This window comes from Actinacidiphila acididurans (assembly GCF_016918855.1).
Classification (GTDB): domain Bacteria; phylum Actinomycetota; class Actinomycetes; order Streptomycetales; family Streptomycetaceae; genus Actinacidiphila; species Actinacidiphila acididurans.
The window spans coordinates 211686-229160 of record NZ_JADKYB010000011.1; the positions used below are offsets into that span (position 1 = coordinate 211686).

Annotated in this window: 11 protein-coding genes; 7 read left to right on the forward strand and 4 right to left on the reverse strand. The window is 75.7% G+C overall.

Annotated features, from left to right (window positions below):
- Positions 1-79 precede the first annotated feature (79 nt).
- The gene (locus ITX44_RS21575; protein ID WP_205358930.1) at positions 80-1576 is read right to left on the reverse strand and encodes a bifunctional phosphatase PAP2/diacylglycerol kinase family protein; all 1497 of its coding nucleotides are present in this window, start codon (positions 1574-1576) and stop codon (positions 80-82) included.
- 346 nt (positions 1577-1922) lie between these two features.
- On the opposite strand from ITX44_RS21575, the gene ITX44_RS21580 reads away from it, so the two are divergent.
- Positions 1923-3134 carry an aminotransferase class I/II-fold pyridoxal phosphate-dependent enzyme gene (locus ITX44_RS21580; protein WP_205358931.1) on the forward strand — a complete coding sequence of 404 codons (1212 nt, stop codon included), beginning with the start codon at positions 1923-1925 and terminating at the stop codon, positions 3132-3134.
- A gap of 120 nt (positions 3135-3254) precedes the next feature.
- Positions 3255-4283: an MBL fold metallo-hydrolase gene (locus tag ITX44_RS21585; protein ID WP_205358932.1), complete on the forward strand. Its 1029-nt coding sequence runs from the start codon at positions 3255-3257 to the stop codon at positions 4281-4283.
- 50 nt (positions 4284-4333) lie between these two features.
- Here ITX44_RS21585 and ITX44_RS21590 read toward each other — a convergent pair whose 3' ends face one another.
- A complete protein-coding gene (locus ITX44_RS21590) occupies positions 4334-4954 on the reverse strand; it encodes a DedA family protein (RefSeq protein WP_307795413.1) in 621 nt (206 codons plus the stop codon).
- Complete coding sequence (locus ITX44_RS21595; protein ID WP_205358933.1) at positions 4951-5742, reverse strand: MBL fold metallo-hydrolase; 792 nt, start codon at positions 5740-5742, stop codon at positions 4951-4953. Before ITX44_RS21595 ends, ITX44_RS21590 begins: the two co-directional genes overlap by 4 nt.
- 152 nt (positions 5743-5894) lie before the next feature.
- Here ITX44_RS21595 and ITX44_RS21600 point away from each other — a divergent pair, with 152 nt between their 5' ends.
- Both ITX44_RS21600 and ITX44_RS21605 read left to right on the forward strand, forming a co-directional pair.
- Positions 5895-7982 (forward strand): phage holin family protein, encoded by a 2088-nt coding sequence (locus ITX44_RS21600; protein WP_205358934.1) that lies wholly within the window; start codon positions 5895-5897, stop codon positions 7980-7982.
- On the forward strand, positions 7979-8704 hold the full coding sequence (locus ITX44_RS21605; RefSeq protein ID WP_205358935.1) for a Clp protease N-terminal domain-containing protein: 726 nt from the start codon (positions 7979-7981) through the stop codon (positions 8702-8704). The genes ITX44_RS21600 and ITX44_RS21605 overlap by 4 nt, the downstream gene beginning before the upstream one ends.
- Before the next feature lie 43 nt (positions 8705-8747).
- Here the strand turns inward: ITX44_RS21605 and ITX44_RS21610 are convergent, their stop codons facing one another.
- Positions 8748-9479, reverse strand: a complete 732-nt coding sequence (locus tag ITX44_RS21610; protein WP_205358936.1) for a class I SAM-dependent methyltransferase — start codon at positions 9477-9479, stop codon at positions 8748-8750.
- Positions 9480-9782: 303 nt separating this feature from the next.
- Here ITX44_RS21610 and ITX44_RS21615 point away from each other — a divergent pair, with 303 nt between their 5' ends.
- The 3 genes from ITX44_RS21615 to ITX44_RS21625 are packed head-to-tail and all read left to right on the forward strand — an operon-like array spanning position 9783 to position 17169.
- Positions 9783-10553, forward strand: a complete 771-nt coding sequence (locus tag ITX44_RS21615) for an SLATT domain-containing protein (protein ID WP_205358937.1) — start codon at positions 9783-9785, stop codon at positions 10551-10553.
- Entirely contained in the window at positions 10553-15193 is a 4641-nt protein-coding gene (locus tag ITX44_RS21620; RefSeq protein ID WP_236061260.1) for an FtsK/SpoIIIE domain-containing protein, read from the forward strand. Before ITX44_RS21615 ends, ITX44_RS21620 begins: the two co-directional genes overlap by 1 nt.
- Entirely contained in the window at positions 15190-17169 is a 1980-nt protein-coding gene (locus ITX44_RS21625; protein ID WP_205358939.1) for a metallophosphoesterase family protein, read from the forward strand. Before ITX44_RS21620 ends, ITX44_RS21625 begins: the two co-directional genes overlap by 4 nt.
- Positions 17170-17475: the final 306 nt, after the last annotated feature.

Genomic DNA, 17475 nt, shown 5'->3' on the forward strand with positions numbered 1-17475 from the left:
GGCGCGACCCGTACCGTACGGTCCGGAGTACCGCCGTACGGTACGGGACGCCCGCCCGCAGCCCCCGCAGTCCTCGCCCTCAGTCGGGTGCGCCCTGCCGGGGCCGTGACGGAGACGGGCCCCGGTACACCGTCAGCCCGCCGGGGACCTTGTCGAGCACCAGCTCGCGCGGCGCGGGCGCGACCTCGCCGTCGTAGGCGAGGTGGACCCCGCTGCCCGGCACCCGCAGCCGCAGGCGCCGTACGGACGCGGTGGCGTAGACCGGCGAGCCGGTGAGGACCCCGGTCAGCGCCGCCCCGAGCAGCCGGGAGCGGGCGAAGGGTCCGCCGTCCACGATGCGTACGTCCAGCAGGCCGTCGGACAGATCGCGCCGCCGTACCGGCGCCGGGCCCCAGCTGGAGTAGCGGCAGTTCCCGGCGAACAGCAGCCACACCGAGCGCGGGCGCCCGTTCACCTCGACGGTCAGCGGCTCGCTGGTGCGCAGGACGTGCACGGCCGCCAGCACACTGGCCGGCCAGCTCCCGATCCGGCGCGACCAGCGTTCCCGGACCCGGACCAGCTCCGGGTAGGAGCCGATGCTGAAGGTGTTGAGAAAGGGCGACCAGGTGCCGTCGCTCGGGTCGGTGCGGCGGGCCACGTCCACCACGGCCGCCCGTCCGGCGGCCACCGCCATCGCGGTGTCCTCCACCGAGTTCAGCCCGAGGTCCAGGGCGAAGTGGTTGCGGGTGCCGCCGGGGAAGACCGCCAGCGGCACCTTGCAGCGCAGCGCGATCTCCGCGGCCAGGCAGACCGTGCCGTCGCCGCCGCACACGCCCAGCGCCCCGCCCTCCTCCGCGGCGGCCCGGCCGGCCTTCTCCAGCAGTTCGGCCAGGTCGTCGTCCTCGGTGCGCTCCACGACCTCGGCCATCGGCAGTGCCTGGCGGATCCGGTCCAGCGGCGGCGACAGCAGGGGCGGCGGGCCGGAGGCGGCGTTGACCACCACGTGCAGGCCCGCGCCGCCGCGCAGCTCGGGCACCGACGCGGCCGGGCCCGGCTGGGGCTGCCGGGCCACGGGCGGCACCGCGGCCCGCAGCGCCAGGGCCGCGCCCACGCCCAGCGCGCTGCCCACCAGCACATCACTCGGATAGTGCACGCCGGTGTAGATCCGGGAGAACGCCACACTCGCCGCCACCGGCGCCAGCGCCGTGCCCCACGCGCCGGACTCGGCGGCCGCGCCCGCGGCGAAAGCGGCCGCCGAAGCGGCGTGTCCCGAGGGGAAGGACGAGGTCACCGGCTGGTGGTGCAGGCGCCGTATCACCGGCACCGCGTCCAGCACCGGCCGGGCCCGGCGGACCGCACCCTTCCCCACGGTGTTCACGGTCAGTGACGCCAGCGCCAGCGAACCCACTCCGCGCAGCGCCGCGCGCCGCCCCTCCCGCCCGCCGACCACCGCCATTCCCGCTGCCACCGCGAACCACAGCCGGCCGTGATTCGCCGCCCGGCTCAACTTCGGCAGCACCGGCTCGGCCCCCGGCCAGTGCCGCCCGGCGACCTGGGCGAACAACGCCCGGTCCCACTCCTTCCACGGATACGTCATGCTCGCTCGGTTACCCTGCGCGCCCCCGCACACGCCGCCCCGTTCCGCCACCCGAGTGTCCCTCGGCAGACCCCCGGCCGACCCCCGCCGCGGCCCGGGTCCCCGCGCGTCCGAAGGACGAAACCGCCGACAGCCGCCGCACGGTTCCTGACGGCGCCTCGGCTGCCCTGCGCGTCCCGCAGACGCCACGACCCGTACATCCAAGCCGGCCCCCAGCCGCCCGCTACCGATTCGGCCTGCCAATGGTGCGGGACGGGGCGAGTGGGGGGATCGTGAGCGGTGAGGGCTTTCAAGGGGAACAGGGGACACCGGGACACAGGGGACACCGATCCAGTGGAGGTGCGTGATGCGGGCGGATCCGCCGTACGATCTGAGGCCCGATCCGGGGCTGCCGGTGCCGGCGTATTGGGATGCGAACCTGAGCAGCAGGACGGGGGCGGAGCCGGCCGGCGGCGGCCGGGCGGTGCTGGAGGCCGCGGCCGGTTACTGGGCGCGGCGGGGGCTGCCCACCGACGCGCCGCATCTGGCGGTCGCGCCCGGCGCGGAGGTGCTGCTCGCCGCGCTGCTGGCGGCCGTGGACGGGGACCTGGTGATCGCCCGTCCGGCCGCGGCCTGGCAGGCGCCGGTCGCCGCGCTGCTCGGCCGCCGCGTGCACACCTCGCCCGCGCCCGCGGAGGGTGGCGGCGTGCCCGACCCGTTCGCGCTGCTGGAGACCGTACGGCGGGCCCGCGCGGACGGCGGCACGCCGCGTCTGCTGCTGCTCTCCGCGGTGGACGACCCCAGCGGCACGGTGACCGCGCCCGAGTTGCTGCACGAGACCTGCGAGGCCGCCGCCGAGGCCGGGCTGGTGATCGTCTCCGACGAGACGTACAGCGACACCCTGCACCACCACGAGACGGTGCTGCTCAGCCCGGCCGAGATGCTGCCCGACCACACGGTGGTGCTCACCGACCTCGGGGCGACCCTGGTGCCGGCGACCGTGCCGTGCGCGCTGGCGCGTTTCCCGGCCAGCGGCCACGGCCTGTCCTGGCGGGAGCGGACCGCCGCGGCCCTGGCCGCCCTGCGCGCGGTGCTGCCCGGCCCGGTCGCCGACGCCGCCGCCTATGTCCTGGGCGAGCCGGCCGAGGTCACCGACCGCACCGCCGCCGCGAACCGGCTGCACGCGCGGGTGGCCGCCGCCGCGTACCGGGCGGTCACCGCCGCCGGGGCGCTGTGCCGCCCGCCGAAGGCCGGCTTCCAGCTCTACCCGACGCTGTCCGCCCACGACCTGGACGCGGCCGGCGCGCAGCAGCGGCTCACCGAAGCCCTCGGCCGTCCGGTGCTCGGCGGGCACGTGTTCGGCGACGACCCGCTGGAGCCGCGGGTCCGGATCGACACGGGTGCGCTGCACGGCGCCACCGAGACCGAACGGCGTACCGCCCTCGCCGCCGCCGATCCCCTCACCGTCCCCCACATCGCCGCCGCCCTCACCGCCCTGACCTCGGCCCTTGCCGAAATCTCGGAGCCGGACCCGGTCCCCGACGGCGCCGGCACCCGATCGCGGGGAGGCGGCGCCTGACATACGGTCACCGGAACCGGGCAGCCCGTGCCGGTGCCGGTCCGGTCCGCTGCCGTACCGACGGGCGAGGCCCCGGCGAGGCTCCGGCGGGCGCAGTTCCGGAGGGCGAAGGGAGACCCGATGACCGACCAGAAGGACCGGGCCGCCACGCCCACCGCTCCCGAAACCGCCCCCGCCCGTCCCTTCGTCGCCGTCCGCCCGCTGGGGGAGCGGCGGACGTGGCCGAAGTCGTTCGCCGACCGGCTGACCGATCCGCTGCCCGGAGCGCGGGCGCTGGCCCGGGTGATCCGCGAGGTCGCGGTGCGCCCGCCGGCCGAGACGCTGGGGGAGGTGGGCTCGCTGCCGGTCGCGCCGGGGCCCGTGCCCGACGCGTCGGCCACGACCGTGAGCGTCACCTGGGCCGGTCACGCGAGCTGGGTGATCCGGATCGGCGGGCTGACCGTGCTCACCGACCCGGTCTGGTCCCGCCGGATCCCGGCCACGCCCGCCCGGGTCACCCCGGTGGGCGTGCCGTGGGGCGAACTGCCGCCGGTGGACGCCGTGGTGATCAGCCACAACCATTACGACCACCTGGACGCGCCCACGCTGCGGCGCCTGCCGCGCGACACCGCGCTGTTCGTGCCCGCCGGGCTCGGCGAGTGGTGCCGGCGCCGCGCCTTCACCACGGTCACCGAACTCGACTGGTGGGAGGCGGCCGAACTGTCCGGCGTGCGGTTCGACTGCGTGCCGGCCCACCACTGGAGCCGGCGCTCCCTGACCGACGCCTGCCGCACGTTGTGGGGTGGCTGGGTGCTGTCCGACCGGTACGGGCGGCGCGTCTACTTCGCCGGCGACACCGGCTACGGTCCCTTCTTCGACCGGATCGGCCGCGCCCACCCCGGCATCGACCTGGCCCTGCTGCCGATCGGGGCGTATTCGCCGCGCCGCATGCTCAGCCCGGTGCACACCGACCCGGAGGAAGCCGTACGCGCCTTCCTCGACGTGGGCGCGGCGGCGATGGCCCCCATGCACTGGGGGACCTTCCTGCTCTCCGGCGAGCCGCCGCTGGAGCCGATCACCCGGCTGCGGGCCGCCTGGCGGGCGGCGGGCCTGCGCCGCGACGCGCTGTGGGACCTGCCGGTGGGCGGCTCGAAGGTGCTGGCCCCCTAAAACAGGGCCAGGACCACCCCAGGACCAGCACCGGCCCCGGAATCACCCGCTCACGACTTCCGCAGCCGCTTGCGCACCGTCGGATACGCCGCGATCAGGAACGTCAGCCCCACCGCCAGGGCCACGCCCTGCCAGGGCTCGGGGAAGAGGGAGCCGCCGACGATGCCGATGACCTGGTAGGCCGCCGCCCAGGCCAGGCAGGCCGCGATGTCGCCGTGGAGGAAGCGGCGCAGCGGCATCTCCGCCAGCAGGCAGGCCACCATCACCGGGAGCCGCCCGGCGGGCACGAGGCGGGAGAGGATCAGTACCGCGGCGCCGTGCTGTTCTAGTTGCCGCTCGGCCCGGCCGAGCGTGTCGGTGTCCACCCGGGACTGCAGCCGGTGCAGCCAGCGCGATCCGCCGCGCGAATGCACGCCGCGCAGCCCCAGCCAGTACAGGCCCGCGTCGCCGAGGAAGGCCGCGAAGGACGCCACCCCGAAGACCACCGCGAGCATCACCGGGTCCCGGTGGAAGGCGACCACCGCCGCGCCGGAGACCAGCGCGCCGGTCGGCACCACGGGTATCAGCGAGCCGAGCATCACCAGCACGAACAACGTGGGATAGCCGATCGCCTGCTGGGTGCCCGCGGAGGGCGGCGGATTGGTGGCGGCCGACACGAGCAGACCCGTCACCCGGCGCTCTCCCGCCCCGCGCCCGTCACCGTGACGCTCTGCCCGTGCTCCAGCCGGTGCACCCGTACGGCGGGTGCGGTGCGCTCGGCCAGCCGTACGAAGTCCTGGCCCGGCGTGAGGAATTCGTGCGGCCGGATGCCGTCCATGCCGATCGGCCAGTACGTGCCGTAGTGCACCGGCACCGCCGCCCCCGGCGCCAGGTCGGCGAGTGCCCGTGCCGCGCGGTCGGCGTTCAGATGGCCGTGGCCGAGGAACGGCCCCCAGCCGCCGACCGGCAGCAGCGCGATGTCGCACGGCCCGACCGCCTCGGCCATGCCGTCGAACAGCCCGGTGTCGCCGGCGAAGTAGGTGCGGGCCTCGCCGGTCACGACGTAGCCCAGCGCCGCCACCCGCTGCCGCCCGTACGGCAGCCGCCGCCCGTCGTGCGCGGCCGGCACCGCCCGTACGGTCACGGCGCCGAATTCATGCGTCTGTCCGGCCGTGGTCTCGATCAGCCGCAGCCGGGACCGCAGCCGGCGCAGTCCCGGCACCGCCGCCTGCGCCCCGCGCGGCAGCACCACCGGCGTGCCCGGGGCCAGCCGGGCCAGCGAGCCCAGGTGCAGGTGGTCGGCGTGCAGATGGGAGACCAGCACCAGGTCCGCGCGGGCCGCCTCCGGTGGGGGCACCGCGCCGCGCCGGCGCCGCAGATGGGCCAGCCGCCGGGCGAACAGCGGGTCGGTCAGTACGCGTACGCCCGAGTCCCGCACGGTCACCGTGGCGTGACCCCACCACGTGATCTCCACCGTCACCGCGCGCGTCACCCTTCCCCGGCCCGTCACCCGGACGTCGCCCCGCTTCAGCCCTGCCGTTGGGCACCTCGCCCGTGTCCCCGAGACTATGCCCTCCGACACACAATGCCAGGTCGGGGGTGTGGCAGGGTGGGAGGGTGCCTCAGCCGGGAGTGACCAGGAGACGGGCCGCGGGACTCGCCGTGCTGCGGGCCGCCGGGCGGGTGCTGGCCGTATGGGCGGTGGCCAGCGCCACCCTCGCCGTACTCGCCGCGGTGCTGCCCGATTTCAGCATCGAGGCGCCCGGTGGCGACAGCCCGACCCGGATCGCGGTCACGGCCGCGGCCGGCGCGGGCGCCTTCGGCCTGCTGAGCGCGCTGGTGTGGCCGCTGCTGGTACGGGCGTTGCTGCTGGTGCCCGCGCTGGTGCTGGGCACCCTGGTGTTCTTCCTCAACGGCTCGCTGCTGCTGATCGCCCTGCGCCTCGCGCCCGAGGGCCGCGGTGACGTGACCGCGTCCAGCGCGGTGGTGATCGCCGCGGTGATGTCCTTCACCTCCTCGGCCACCGGCACCGCGCTGACGATGCGTGACGACGCCGCCTACGGCCGCCGGCTGGCCCGGCTGGCCGGCCGCCGCCGCGCGCACGCCGGCGACCCGCCGCCGCCCACCACCCCCGGCACCGTTTTCGTCCAGCTCGACGGCGTCGGCCACGACGTGCTGCGCGAGGCGCTGACCGGCGCGAAGCCGGCCATGCCCACGCTCGCCGGCTGGCTCGGCAGCACCCACCGCCTGGTGCCCTGGTACACCGACTGGAGCAGCCAGACCGGCGCCAGCCAGCTCGCCATCCTGCACGGCAGCAACGAGGACGTGCCCGCCTTCCGCTGGTACGAGAAGGAACACGGGCACGTGATGGTGTGCAACCGCCCCGCGAGCGCGGCCGAACTGGAGCGCCGGGCGGTGGCCCGTACCGGGTCGCGCGGGCTGCTCGCCGCGGACGGGGCCAGCCGCGGCAATCTGTTCAGCGGCGGCGCCGAGCAGTCCGCGCTGGTGATGTCGGTGGCCGGCCGGGCGGGCAGCTTCCGGCGGCCGCGCAGCGGCTACTTCGCCTATTTCTCCGACCCGGCCAACGCGGTGCGCACCGCTTGGTCGTTCATCGCCGAAGTCGGGCGCGAACTGCGGGAGTCCACCGCGGCCCGGCTGCGCGGCGACCGGCCGCGGATCAAGCGGCTGGGCCTGTACCCGCTGGTACGGGCCTTCGCCACGGTGGTGGAACGCGATGTCGCCGTCGCGGCCGTCATCGGCGACGTGCTCGCCGGGCGCACCGCGGTCTACGCCGACCTGGTCGCCTACGACGAAGTGGCGCACCACTCCGGCCCGTACAGCAGGGACGCCCGCAAGGTGCTGGCCCGCCTGGACCGTTCGGTGTGCCTGATCGCGCAGGCGGTGCGGTACGCGCCGCGGCCGTACCGGATCGTGCTGCTGTCCGACCACGGGCAGAGCGCCGGCGACACCTTCGAGAACGCCCACGGGGCGGATCTGCGGGACGTGGTACGGGCCGGCTGCGGGCTCAGCACCGGTCACGGGCCGGTGGTACGGCGGCGGGGCGGGGCCGAGGCGCGCGACGCGGCTCGTACCGTGCTGCCCTGGCCGGAACGCGGGCGCCGGGCGCGGGAGGAGCGGGTGTACGCGGGGCCGGCGTCCGAACCGGTCGTGCTGGCCTCGGGCAACCTGGGGCTGGTCGCCTTTCCCGACATCGAGGGGCGGGCCACCCTGGAGGAGCTGGACCGGCGCTTTCCGGAGCTCGTACCGGCGCTGCGCGCGCACCCGGGGATCGGCTTCGTCCTGGTGCGCAGCGCCGAGCGCGGCCCGCTGGTGCTCGGCCGGGACGGGGAGCGCGAACTGGCCACCGGGTGCGTCGACGGCACCGACCCGCTGGGCCCGTTCGGGGAGCGGGCGGCCGCCGCGGTGCTGCGGACGGACGGGTTCGCCCACACCGCCGACCTCATGATCAATTCGGCGCTCGACCCGGACACCGGCGCGGTGCTCGCCTTCGAGGAGCAGGCCGGCTCGCACGGGGGCCTGGGCGGACCCCAGTCCCGCCCCTTTCTGCTGGCCCCGGCCGAACTCCCGCTTCCTGACGAGCCGTTGGTCGGCGCCGAGACGCTGCACACCCTCTTCCGCGGCTGGCTCGCCGCCTCACGGGCCCCTGTCGTCAACTCGGGGTTGACGCCCGCAGATCGTCAACCTAAAGTTGACGCATGAGCGAATCCTCCCGTCACCCCGTACGCCTCGACGACCTCATCGACTTCGTCAAGGACAGCCACCCCGGCAGCGACCCGCTCCAGGACCTGGAGCACGCCGTCACCGTCGCGACCCACCTCGGTGACGTCGCCGACCACCTCATCGGCCACTTCGTGGACCAGGCCCGCCGGGCCGGCGCGTCCTGGACCGAGATCGGCCAGCACATGGGCGTGAGCAAGCAGGCCGCCCAGAAGCGGTTCGTGCCCAAGGTGCCCGAGGACGTCGACCTGTCCGACGCCGCCAGCTTCGGCCGCTTCACCCCGCGGGCCCGCAACGTCGTCCAGGCCGCCCAGGAAGAAGCCCGCACCGCCCTGCACGCCACCATCGAACCCGAGCACCTCGTGCTCGGCCTGCTGCACGAGCGCGGCGCCATCGCCGCCAAGATCTTCGAAGCGGCCGGCGTCACGCCCGACGCCGTCAGGGCCGCGGTCGCCACCCCCGGCGACCGCAAGCGCCCGGCCGACGGGCACCTGCCGGTCGGCGCGGCCACCAAGAAGGTGCTCCAGCTCGTGCTGCGCGAGGCACTGAGGCTGGGCCACAACTACATCGGCACCGAACACATCCTGCTCGGCGTCCTCAGCGACGACCAGGAACCCGCCGCCCGCGCCCTCATCGCTCTCGGCATCACCCACGAGAACACCGAACAGACCGTCCTCGCCATGCTCGCCGACCTCACCGGCTGAGCCCGGGCCCCGCCACCGACGCCCGTCCGGAACGGACGGCGCCTCACCCCTCCTTGCGCAACGCCAGCAACCGGTACACCGGATCGGCCCGCGGCACATCGGGATCCGGCAGCCGCTCCAGCCGCCGGACCAGCGTCCCGGACTCCTCCTCGTCCAGGGCCAGCGCCGAGGCGAAATGGCCGCGGGCCACGTCACTCGCCGTCCGGGCCGGCGAACGCCCCTGGCCGTGCCCGGTGAACCGGGCCTCGCCGGCCCGCCGCAGCCCGTGCTCCGAGGCCACCGCCATGACCCGCGGCGCCGCGTCGTACGCCCGCCGCACCCGGTACGGCGCCAGCAGCGCGTCCACGTCACTGTCCACGTCGTGACCGGCGACCTTGTCCACCGTCGTCACGAACACCCCGCCGGGCCGCAGCACCCGCGCGCACTCCGCGACCACCGCGGGCGCGTCCGGCAGCAGATGCAGCAGCCACACCGCGCACACCGCGTCCAGGCACCCGTCGGCGAACGGCAGCTTCTGGCAGTCGCCGAGCACCAGCGCGGGGCCCACCCGTTCGGCCGCCACCGCCAGCATGCCGGGCGCCGCGTCCGTCCCGAACACCCGCAGCCCGGGTCGCACCAGCCGCTCGGTGACCAGACCGGTTCCGCACCCCACGTCCAGCAGGGTGCGGGCCCGCTCCGGGACCAGCGCGAGGATCGCGCGGGCCGCGGACTGCGCGCGCGGCACACCCCCGCGGGTCGCGTCGTAACGCGCCGCCTCGACGTCGTAGTCCAGCATGCGGGACATGCTAGGCACCACAGATGAACAGCAGTTCACCCCGCACCTTGCGTACCGGTTACACCACGGGGCGCGTGTTACGGCACGCCGTACAATTCCTCACACTTCCCACAGGTCCCACCCGGCACGTCCCCGCCGGCCGCCGTATACGCACCCCGCGCGGGCCTGCGCGGCCCCACCGCTCACCTGGTCCGCATATCCGTGTACGCGCCGCGACCGCAGCCGATACGCTCACGGAATCGGAGTTCGTTACGGATCCGGTGCCTTTCGGTGCCGGGCCGGGCCGAAGGGGGAAGCAGCGCGATGACGCTCGGGAGCGAGAGCGCGGGCGCCGCCGTCACGGCGGCCGGCACGGGCGCACTGGCCACGAGCGGGGCGAGCGACGCCCCCGCCACCGCGTCCCGCCGCCGCACCCGTCGTCGGCTCCTGCCCGCCCGCCGGCCCCGCGACCTGCAACTGCGGCCCTTCCCCGAGGTCGAGTCGGACGACTGGCACTCCCAGCGCGAGGCCCTCGCCGCGCTGCGGACCTGGGCCGAGCAGGGCGCCGAGGACGCCATCGACTGGTATCTGCGGGACAAGAAGCGCAAGCGCACCGGCTCCCGGCTGCTCCAGGGCCTGGCCATCGCCTTCGCCGTGGCCGGCACCGCGATCCCGCTGGGCACCGCCGCGGCCGGCGGCTCCGGCCAGGGCTGGGGATACGTCCTGCTGGCGCTGGCCGCCGGCTGCAAGGGCTTCGACCACTTCTTCGGGCTCTCGTCGAGCTGGATGCGGGACATCGCCGTGGCCCACGCGATCCGCGCCGAACTCAACGCGGTCCGCCTGGAATGGGCCACCGACGTGCTGCGGGCCGGCCGCGCCTCCGCCCGCCCCGGCGAATGGCTCCAGCCCTCCGAGGTCGAACGCCAACTCACCCTCATCGCCCGCCTGGTCAACGCCGTGCGCCAGCAGATCGACACCGAGACCGCCGACTGGCAGACCGAATTCCGCTCCCGCACCCGCCAGCTCAACGAACAGGGCGCCCTCCCGGCCGGCGCCGACCGCCTGCCCGGCGCCCCGGGAGTCCCGGGGGCGTGATGCGCCGCCTGCTCACCGTCGTCCTCCACGACGGCACGGAACACGACATCGCACTCACGGCGCCGGACTCCACGCCGATCGCGGAGGTGTACCGGCGGTTCGCCGTGCGGTGGGGGGAGCCGCCGGAGGACGGGACGGCCCCCCGGACGTTCCGCTTTGTCTTCGACGGGTCGAAGGCCGTCGGCGAACCGGTCGAGCAGGGCCGGTTGTACGCCGGGCGTCTGGCCCTGGACCCGGACCTGACGCTCGGCCGGTCCCCGCTGCGCGACGGCGTGCGGGTGGGGTTCGGGGCGCCGGACGAGCGGGGCGTGGTGCCGGACGGCGAGTTCGAGCTGCGCGTGGTGGCCGGCACGGACGCGGGACGGGTCGTACGCATCTCACGGAGCACGCAGCGGGAGCTGGTCGTGATCCCGATGGGGGGCGTCCCGGACACGCGCCACCGCTCGGCCACGTTCGTGCTGCACATGAACGGTGGTGATCGCTTGGACGTCGCGGCCATCCACGGCGGACCGATGGCGCTGGACGGTCAGCTCCTGCGCCCGACCGGCTTCCGGCAGCGCAACCCCGGCCTCGCGATCGAGGGCGGGAAGGCGTACCCATGGCCCTCCGGCGCCCTGCTGACCATCCACGACCGTTGCCTGGAGTTCGGACCCGCGGTGCAGGACGGGGAGCCCGAGGGGTACGCCGAGGTCGGCCCGGGCGGTACCAGGTGGTTCAACCGACCGCCTCGCCGGTTACGCGTCACCGCCGTCCCGGTGGACGAGGAGACCCGCCCCGGCAGGCGCCCCCTGAGATCCGGCCTGCGGCTGCCCGGCCGACGCCGCCCCGAGCCGCCGGCCGGCGAACCGACCGCCCGCCGCCGGACGCTGCCCGGCCCGGTGGAGATCCGCCGGGCGGTCGGCGGCCGCTTGATGTGGGAACGCCGGCCGGTCGACAAGGACTTCCTGCGTCTGCGCTGCGGCCTGCTCCTGTCCGACACCGCGGTCGGTGAGTCGGCACGACAGGAGTCCGCAGTGTCCGGCCCCACGGATCCGCCGGATCCGCTGCCGGCCCCGGTGGGCCGGGATCCCGAGGCCAGGGCCGTCGACCTGACCCGTCACGGTGTCATCGGTCTCGCCGGCAGTGACGACCGGGTGCACCGCGCCGCCGCCTGGCTCGCCGCTCAAACCGCCGTCCTGCACCGCCCGCAGGACGTGGTGCTGCGGGTGCTGGCCGCCGACGAGCAGGCCGCCGCGGACTGGCGTTGGCTGCGCTGGCTGCCGCGGTCCGGCACCGAGTTCGACCGGGACGACCGGCCGCGCGTGTACGCCGGCCGGGAGAGCGTCGCGGCTCAGATGCCCGAACTGCTCGCCCTGCTGCGTGAACCCGGCGGATACGGGTCCGGTGCCGGGCCCGCGGACCCCGGCGGTCCCCGACAGCAGGGTCCGTACTCCCCGGACGCCGGAAGCCGCCCGGCCGTCCTGCTGATCCTGGACGGGGTGCGGGCCCTGTGGACCGTGCCGGGGATCCGCCAGCTCATCGAGCGGGGACCCTCGGCGGGCGTGTACGTGATCTGTACCGCGGCGCGAGCGCCGGAACTGCCGCCGCAGTGCGGCGCGGACATCACACTGACGGACCGGCCGCTGTACACCGCGGCCCGCGGGCGCCCCGTACGGATCCTGCCCGACCTGCCGCCCCGGTCCTGGTTCGACGAGGTCGCCCGGGCGCTGGCGCCGATACGGGACGCGGAGACCGAGCGGCGGGCCCGGGACCTGCGGACCGGTCCGCTGCTGGAACTGCTGGACCTGGAGCCGCCCGACCCGGCCGTGATCGCCGCCCGCTGGCAGACCAGGCCCCGGTCCACCTCGGCCGCCGTCGGGCGAGGCGAAGGCGGGGCGTTCGAGCTCGACCTGCGCCGGCACGGCCCGCACGCCCTGGTGACCGGTGCCACCGGCTCGGGCAAGACGGAGTTCCTGCGCGCCTGGGTGGCCTCGCTCGCGGTCGCGAACCGGCCCGACGAGCTGCAGTTCGTCCTCATCGACTACAAGGGCGGCGCCGCCTTCGGCCCGCTCGCCGAACTGCCGCACGTCACCACCCTGCTGACCGACCTGGACAGCGTCGCGGCGAACCGGATCCTGACCCGGCTGGCGGCTGCCCTGCGCGAGCGTGAGAGCCGACTGGTCGCCGCCCGGGCCAAGGACCTGGAGGACTACCAATACCTGCGCGAGCGCGACCCGGCCCTGCCGGCGCTGCCCAGGCTGGTCGTCGTGGTGGAGGAATTCGCCTCCCTGGTACGGGAGTTCCCCGAGCTGGTGGCCGGCCTGGCGAACCTCGCCCAGCGCGGCAGGTCGCTCGGCGTCCACCTGGTGCTGGCCACCCAGCGGCCGGCAGGCGTCGTCTCCACCGACCTGCGGGCGCTCACCAATTTGCGGGTGGCGCTCCGGGTCGTGGACAGCGCCGAGAGCGTCGACGTGATCGACGCGCCGGACGCCGGGCACATCCCCCGCAGCGCTCCCGGCCGGGCGTTCGTCCGTACCGGAACCGCCGACCTCGTCGAGATCCAGACCGCCTGGGCCGGCGGGATCACCGCCGAGGACACCGCGGTCCTCGTACGGGAGCTGGACGCGGCCGGCGCGACGCCCCCGCCCGCGGATCCGCTCCCGCTCCCGTACGACACCCCCACCGACCTGGACCGGCTCGCCGAGGCGGTCACGCGGGCCGCGGACCTGCTGGACGTACCGCAGGTGCCCGGGCCGCTGCCGCCGCCGCTGCCGCCCTCGATCACCCTCGGCGACCTGCCGCCGCTCCCGACCACCGGCCGCGACCTGGCGCCGGTGCCGTACGGGCTGGAGGACGTGCCCGACGAACTCGACCGGCGGACCGCGGTGTTCGACCTGGTCTCCGACTCCGCGCTGGCCGTGGTCGGTGCCCCGCGCAGCGGCCGCTCGCAGTTCCTGCGCACCTTCGCCGCCTCCGTCGCGCGCCGGCACAGCACCGCCGACGTGCACCTGTTCGCGGTCGACGCCGGGGACGGCGCGCTCCAGGCGCTGGCCGAACTGCCGCACTGCGGGGCTGTGGTGAACCGCTACCGGCCCGAGCGGCTGGCCCGGCTGATCGGCAGGCTGACCGCCACCGTCTACTCGCGCCGCGAACTGCTGGCGGCCGGCGGCTTCGCCGACGTCACCAGCCAGCGCCAGGCCGTGCCGGTCGCCCGCCGGCTGCCGTATCTGGTGCTGCTGATCGACCGCTGGGAGGAGTTCGTCGCCTGCGCCGAGGAATGGGACGGCGGATCGATGGTGGACGAGATGACCCGGCTGCTGCGGGAGGGGCCCTCGGCCGGGGTCCGGGTGATCGTGACGGGGGAGGTCCGGCTGCTGACCAACTCCCGGTTCGCGTCCCTGGTCGGCGACCGGCTGCTGCTCGACCTCGGCTCCCGCAGGGAGGACTGGGCCGGTCTCGCCCTCGGCCGGGCGACGGCCCCGGTCCGGCTGAACCCGGGCCGGGCGTTGCGCCCGTTCTCCGCCGCGGAGGTCCAGATCGCGCTGCTGGACGGGGTGCCCACCACCCGCGGCCAGACCGACGCCCTGGACCGCCTCGCCGTCGAGGTACGGGCCCGGGACGCCGATGTGCCCGAGACCCGGCGGCCGTTCCGGATCGAGGACACGCCCAGGGCCGCGGACCAGTTCCACGTCGGAGCCGGCCGGGGCCGCCCGGTGGGCCGGGAGGACGTGCTGGCCTGGCTGCGCGACCGGCACGCCACCGGCGCGTCCGCCGCGCTGCTCGGCCCGCGCCGGGCCGGCAAGACCTGGGTGCTGGAGGAGCTGTCCCGGCGGATGGTCGCCGACGGCTTCCGCGCGGTGCACGCCCTGGTGGTGCCGCAGGCAGGCGGCGCTGTCGACAGTCCCGACGCCCTTGCCGCGATCCTGGACCGGGAGGTGCGCGAGGCCGCCTCCCCGGCCGAGGCGCTGCTCGACAAGGCCGCGGCCGGCACCGGCTCGGCGCGGCTGATGTTCCTGCTGGACGAGGTGGGCCGGCTGGCCGGCTACGGCCCGGCCGCCGTCTCCTGGCTGCGCGACCTCGGCCAGGCCGGCGCCTGGCTGGTCTACACCGGCACCGAGAAGGACTGGCGGGCCGTGGTCCGGCACGCGCTGACCCTGCCCGGCTCCAGTTTCGGCAACGACGTCAACGCCCGCCCGCTCGGCCCGCTGGACACCGACGCGGCCGTGGACTTCCTGTCCGGCACCGCCGCCAACCTCGGCGTCAACCTCGGCCGGGACACCACCGCCGCGCGGATCGTGGACCACGTCGGCACCTGGCCGTTCTACCTCCAGGTCGCCGGCGACGCGGTCGTGCGGTCCGTGCAGGGCAACGACCTGGGCCCGCTCACCGGCACCGACGCGCTGCAGTCCCTGCTCGACCAGCGGCTGCTGGACGACTGGACGCATCACTTCGCGGCCCGCTGGGCGGAGATCGGCCCGGCCGGGCGGGCCGCGCTGCTGACCGCGCCCGGCACCATGCCCACCGACGCCTCGCTCGCCCAGCGCCAGGACCTGCGTGAGGTGGGCCTGCTGCGGCCGGGGGAGCAGTGGCTCGACGACCGCCCGTTCCTCGGCTGGATCGCCAGGAACTCCATCTCGTTGCGCGACGGGGAGTCAGGATGAGCGTCTTCCGGCCCAGCCGCTCCTACGAGCCCGCGCTGGACATCCGGTTGCCCGGGCCGGCCGCAGGCACCGCCGCCGGGTGGCCGGTGCCCGGCTGGGTGCGGCCGCTCGCCGAGGCCGGCGCCCCCAACAGCGAGACCTGGCTGGTCGTGCTGGGCCGCCGGGCCGGCAAGACCTGGCTGGCCCACGGCCTGGCGCAGCTACGGGACCCACGCACCACGGTCGTGGTCGACCTCAGGAAGGCCGCCGACGTCAGGCGCAGCCGGCTCGGCGTGCTCACCGGCGGCCGCGCCGCCCCGCCGGTCGGCCCGGGCACCCTGGTCGTGGTCGACGAGCCCGCGCTCGGCCCGGGCGCCCTGGACCCGGCGGTGCTCGCCGAGGGACTGGGCCGGGTGCGCCGCACCGGGGCGGTGCCGCTGGTCCTGCTCACCCCGGCCGAGAGCGCCCTGCTGCTGCCGCACCTGAGCGCCGACGCCTGGAAGGACGTGATCCGCCCGCCGGCCCTCACCGACGAGGAGTGCGCCCGGATGACCGGCCGCGCCCCCGGCTGGGCCCCGGACCTGGCCGCCCGGCTGCGGCAGGCGGAGCCGGCCTGGCTGCACACCCCCTTCCTGCTCGAACTCGCCCTGCGCACCGGCGAGGACCACCCGGGCCTGCGCGCGGACCCGGAAGCGCTGGCCGCCGCGGCGGTCGAGACGGCCGAGGACCAGCACGCCTACATCGAGCAGTGGTTCCAGCAGGGCCTGGCGCCCGGGCACCGCGCCGCGCTGCGGGCCGCACGCTGGCGCGCCGCCGGGCTGACCCCGCCCGGCACCCTCGGGCAGCCCGACCGCGAGCTCGCCGCCGACCCGGTGCTGACCCGGCACCTGCCCGAGGTGCTGCGCGTCCACCACATCTCCGACCTGCACCACGGCGGGCGGCTGCGCGACACCGTGGACGCCAAGGACGGCTCGCAGGCCGGCCAGAAGATCGCCACGCTGGCCGGCGCCGGCACCCCCATGGACGGCTACCTCGACCACGTCCGCCAACTCCGCGCCCAGGGCCGCGCCCCGCACCTCATCGTGGTCACCGGCGACGTCGTCAACCGGCCGCAGGACGCGTACGGGCAGTCCGCCCGGGAGTGGCTGCGCGAGCTGGCCGGACTGCTCGCCCCGCACCGCGACCTGCGCGGCGAACCCACGATCGTCCTGGTCGGCGGCAATCACGACGTGTCCTGGGAACTCGCCCTCGACCCGTCGCCGCAGGCCCGCCACCAGTGGTTCGCCGACGTCTTCGCCGACTACCCGCACCCCGACCTGCACCTGCCCGACCCGGCCGACCGCCGGCTCTACGTGGCCTATCCCCGGGTGGGGCTGCGCTTCGCCCTGCTCGGCAGCGCCGAATCCGGCGGCGAGGTGGCCCGCGACACCGACCGCGACCGGCTGCGCGCCGTCCACGAGGCGTACCTGGCGGCCGGCCGCGCCGCCGACGAGGACGCGGTCGCCGCGATCGTCCACGACTTCGAACGGCTCGACCCGGGCGTCGTCAACAGCGCCGTGCTGGATCGCCTCGCGGCGCAGGAGGGCTGGGTGACCGTGGCTGCGCTGCACCACCCCCTCTCCCCGGTCCCGACGGTGGAGGTCGCGCCCTACTCCGGGGTGGTCAACGCTGGCCGGGCCAAACGGGCGCTTTCCGGCTCCGCCACCGCACTTGTCCTCCACGGCCACACCCATCTCGCCTTCGGCGCCGCCGAACGTCTGCTCGGCGCCGGGCGGCCCTGGACCGTACGTATCGCCGGGGCCCCGGCGTTGGCCAGCAGCGAGACGGAGGAACGCAACGGCTACAACGAGGTGTTCCTCTTCCGGGAAGGCGCCCGCCATACGCTCGCCGTCCGCACGGTCCGCTTGGACGGGGGTCAGTGGACCCCCGAGCCCGAATTCGCCTTCCGCCCGGGCGCGGCCGAGGAACTCGACCTCTCGGCGCTCTGCGCGGACTGAATTCGCCCGGAACACCCAGGGGCGCGGGGAACTGCGCGCTCAGCCACTGACGGCTGGGGGCACCTCCCAGGCCGAAGGCTCTGGGGGAGGTCCGAACACGACAGCAACTGCCCCTTCGGGTCGGTGGCCACCCCCGCCACGGTGGGGGTGCCTCCCAGGCCGAAGGCTCTGGGGGAGGGTTGCTCGCGCCCGCGCGGCGCCAGCCGCATATCGGCTACAGCCCCGCGCCCCTGACTACTCCCGGCGAACCGCCCGCCGCCAGGCGGGCGCAGGATACTCCGGGCGAACCGGCCCGCCGCCGGGCGG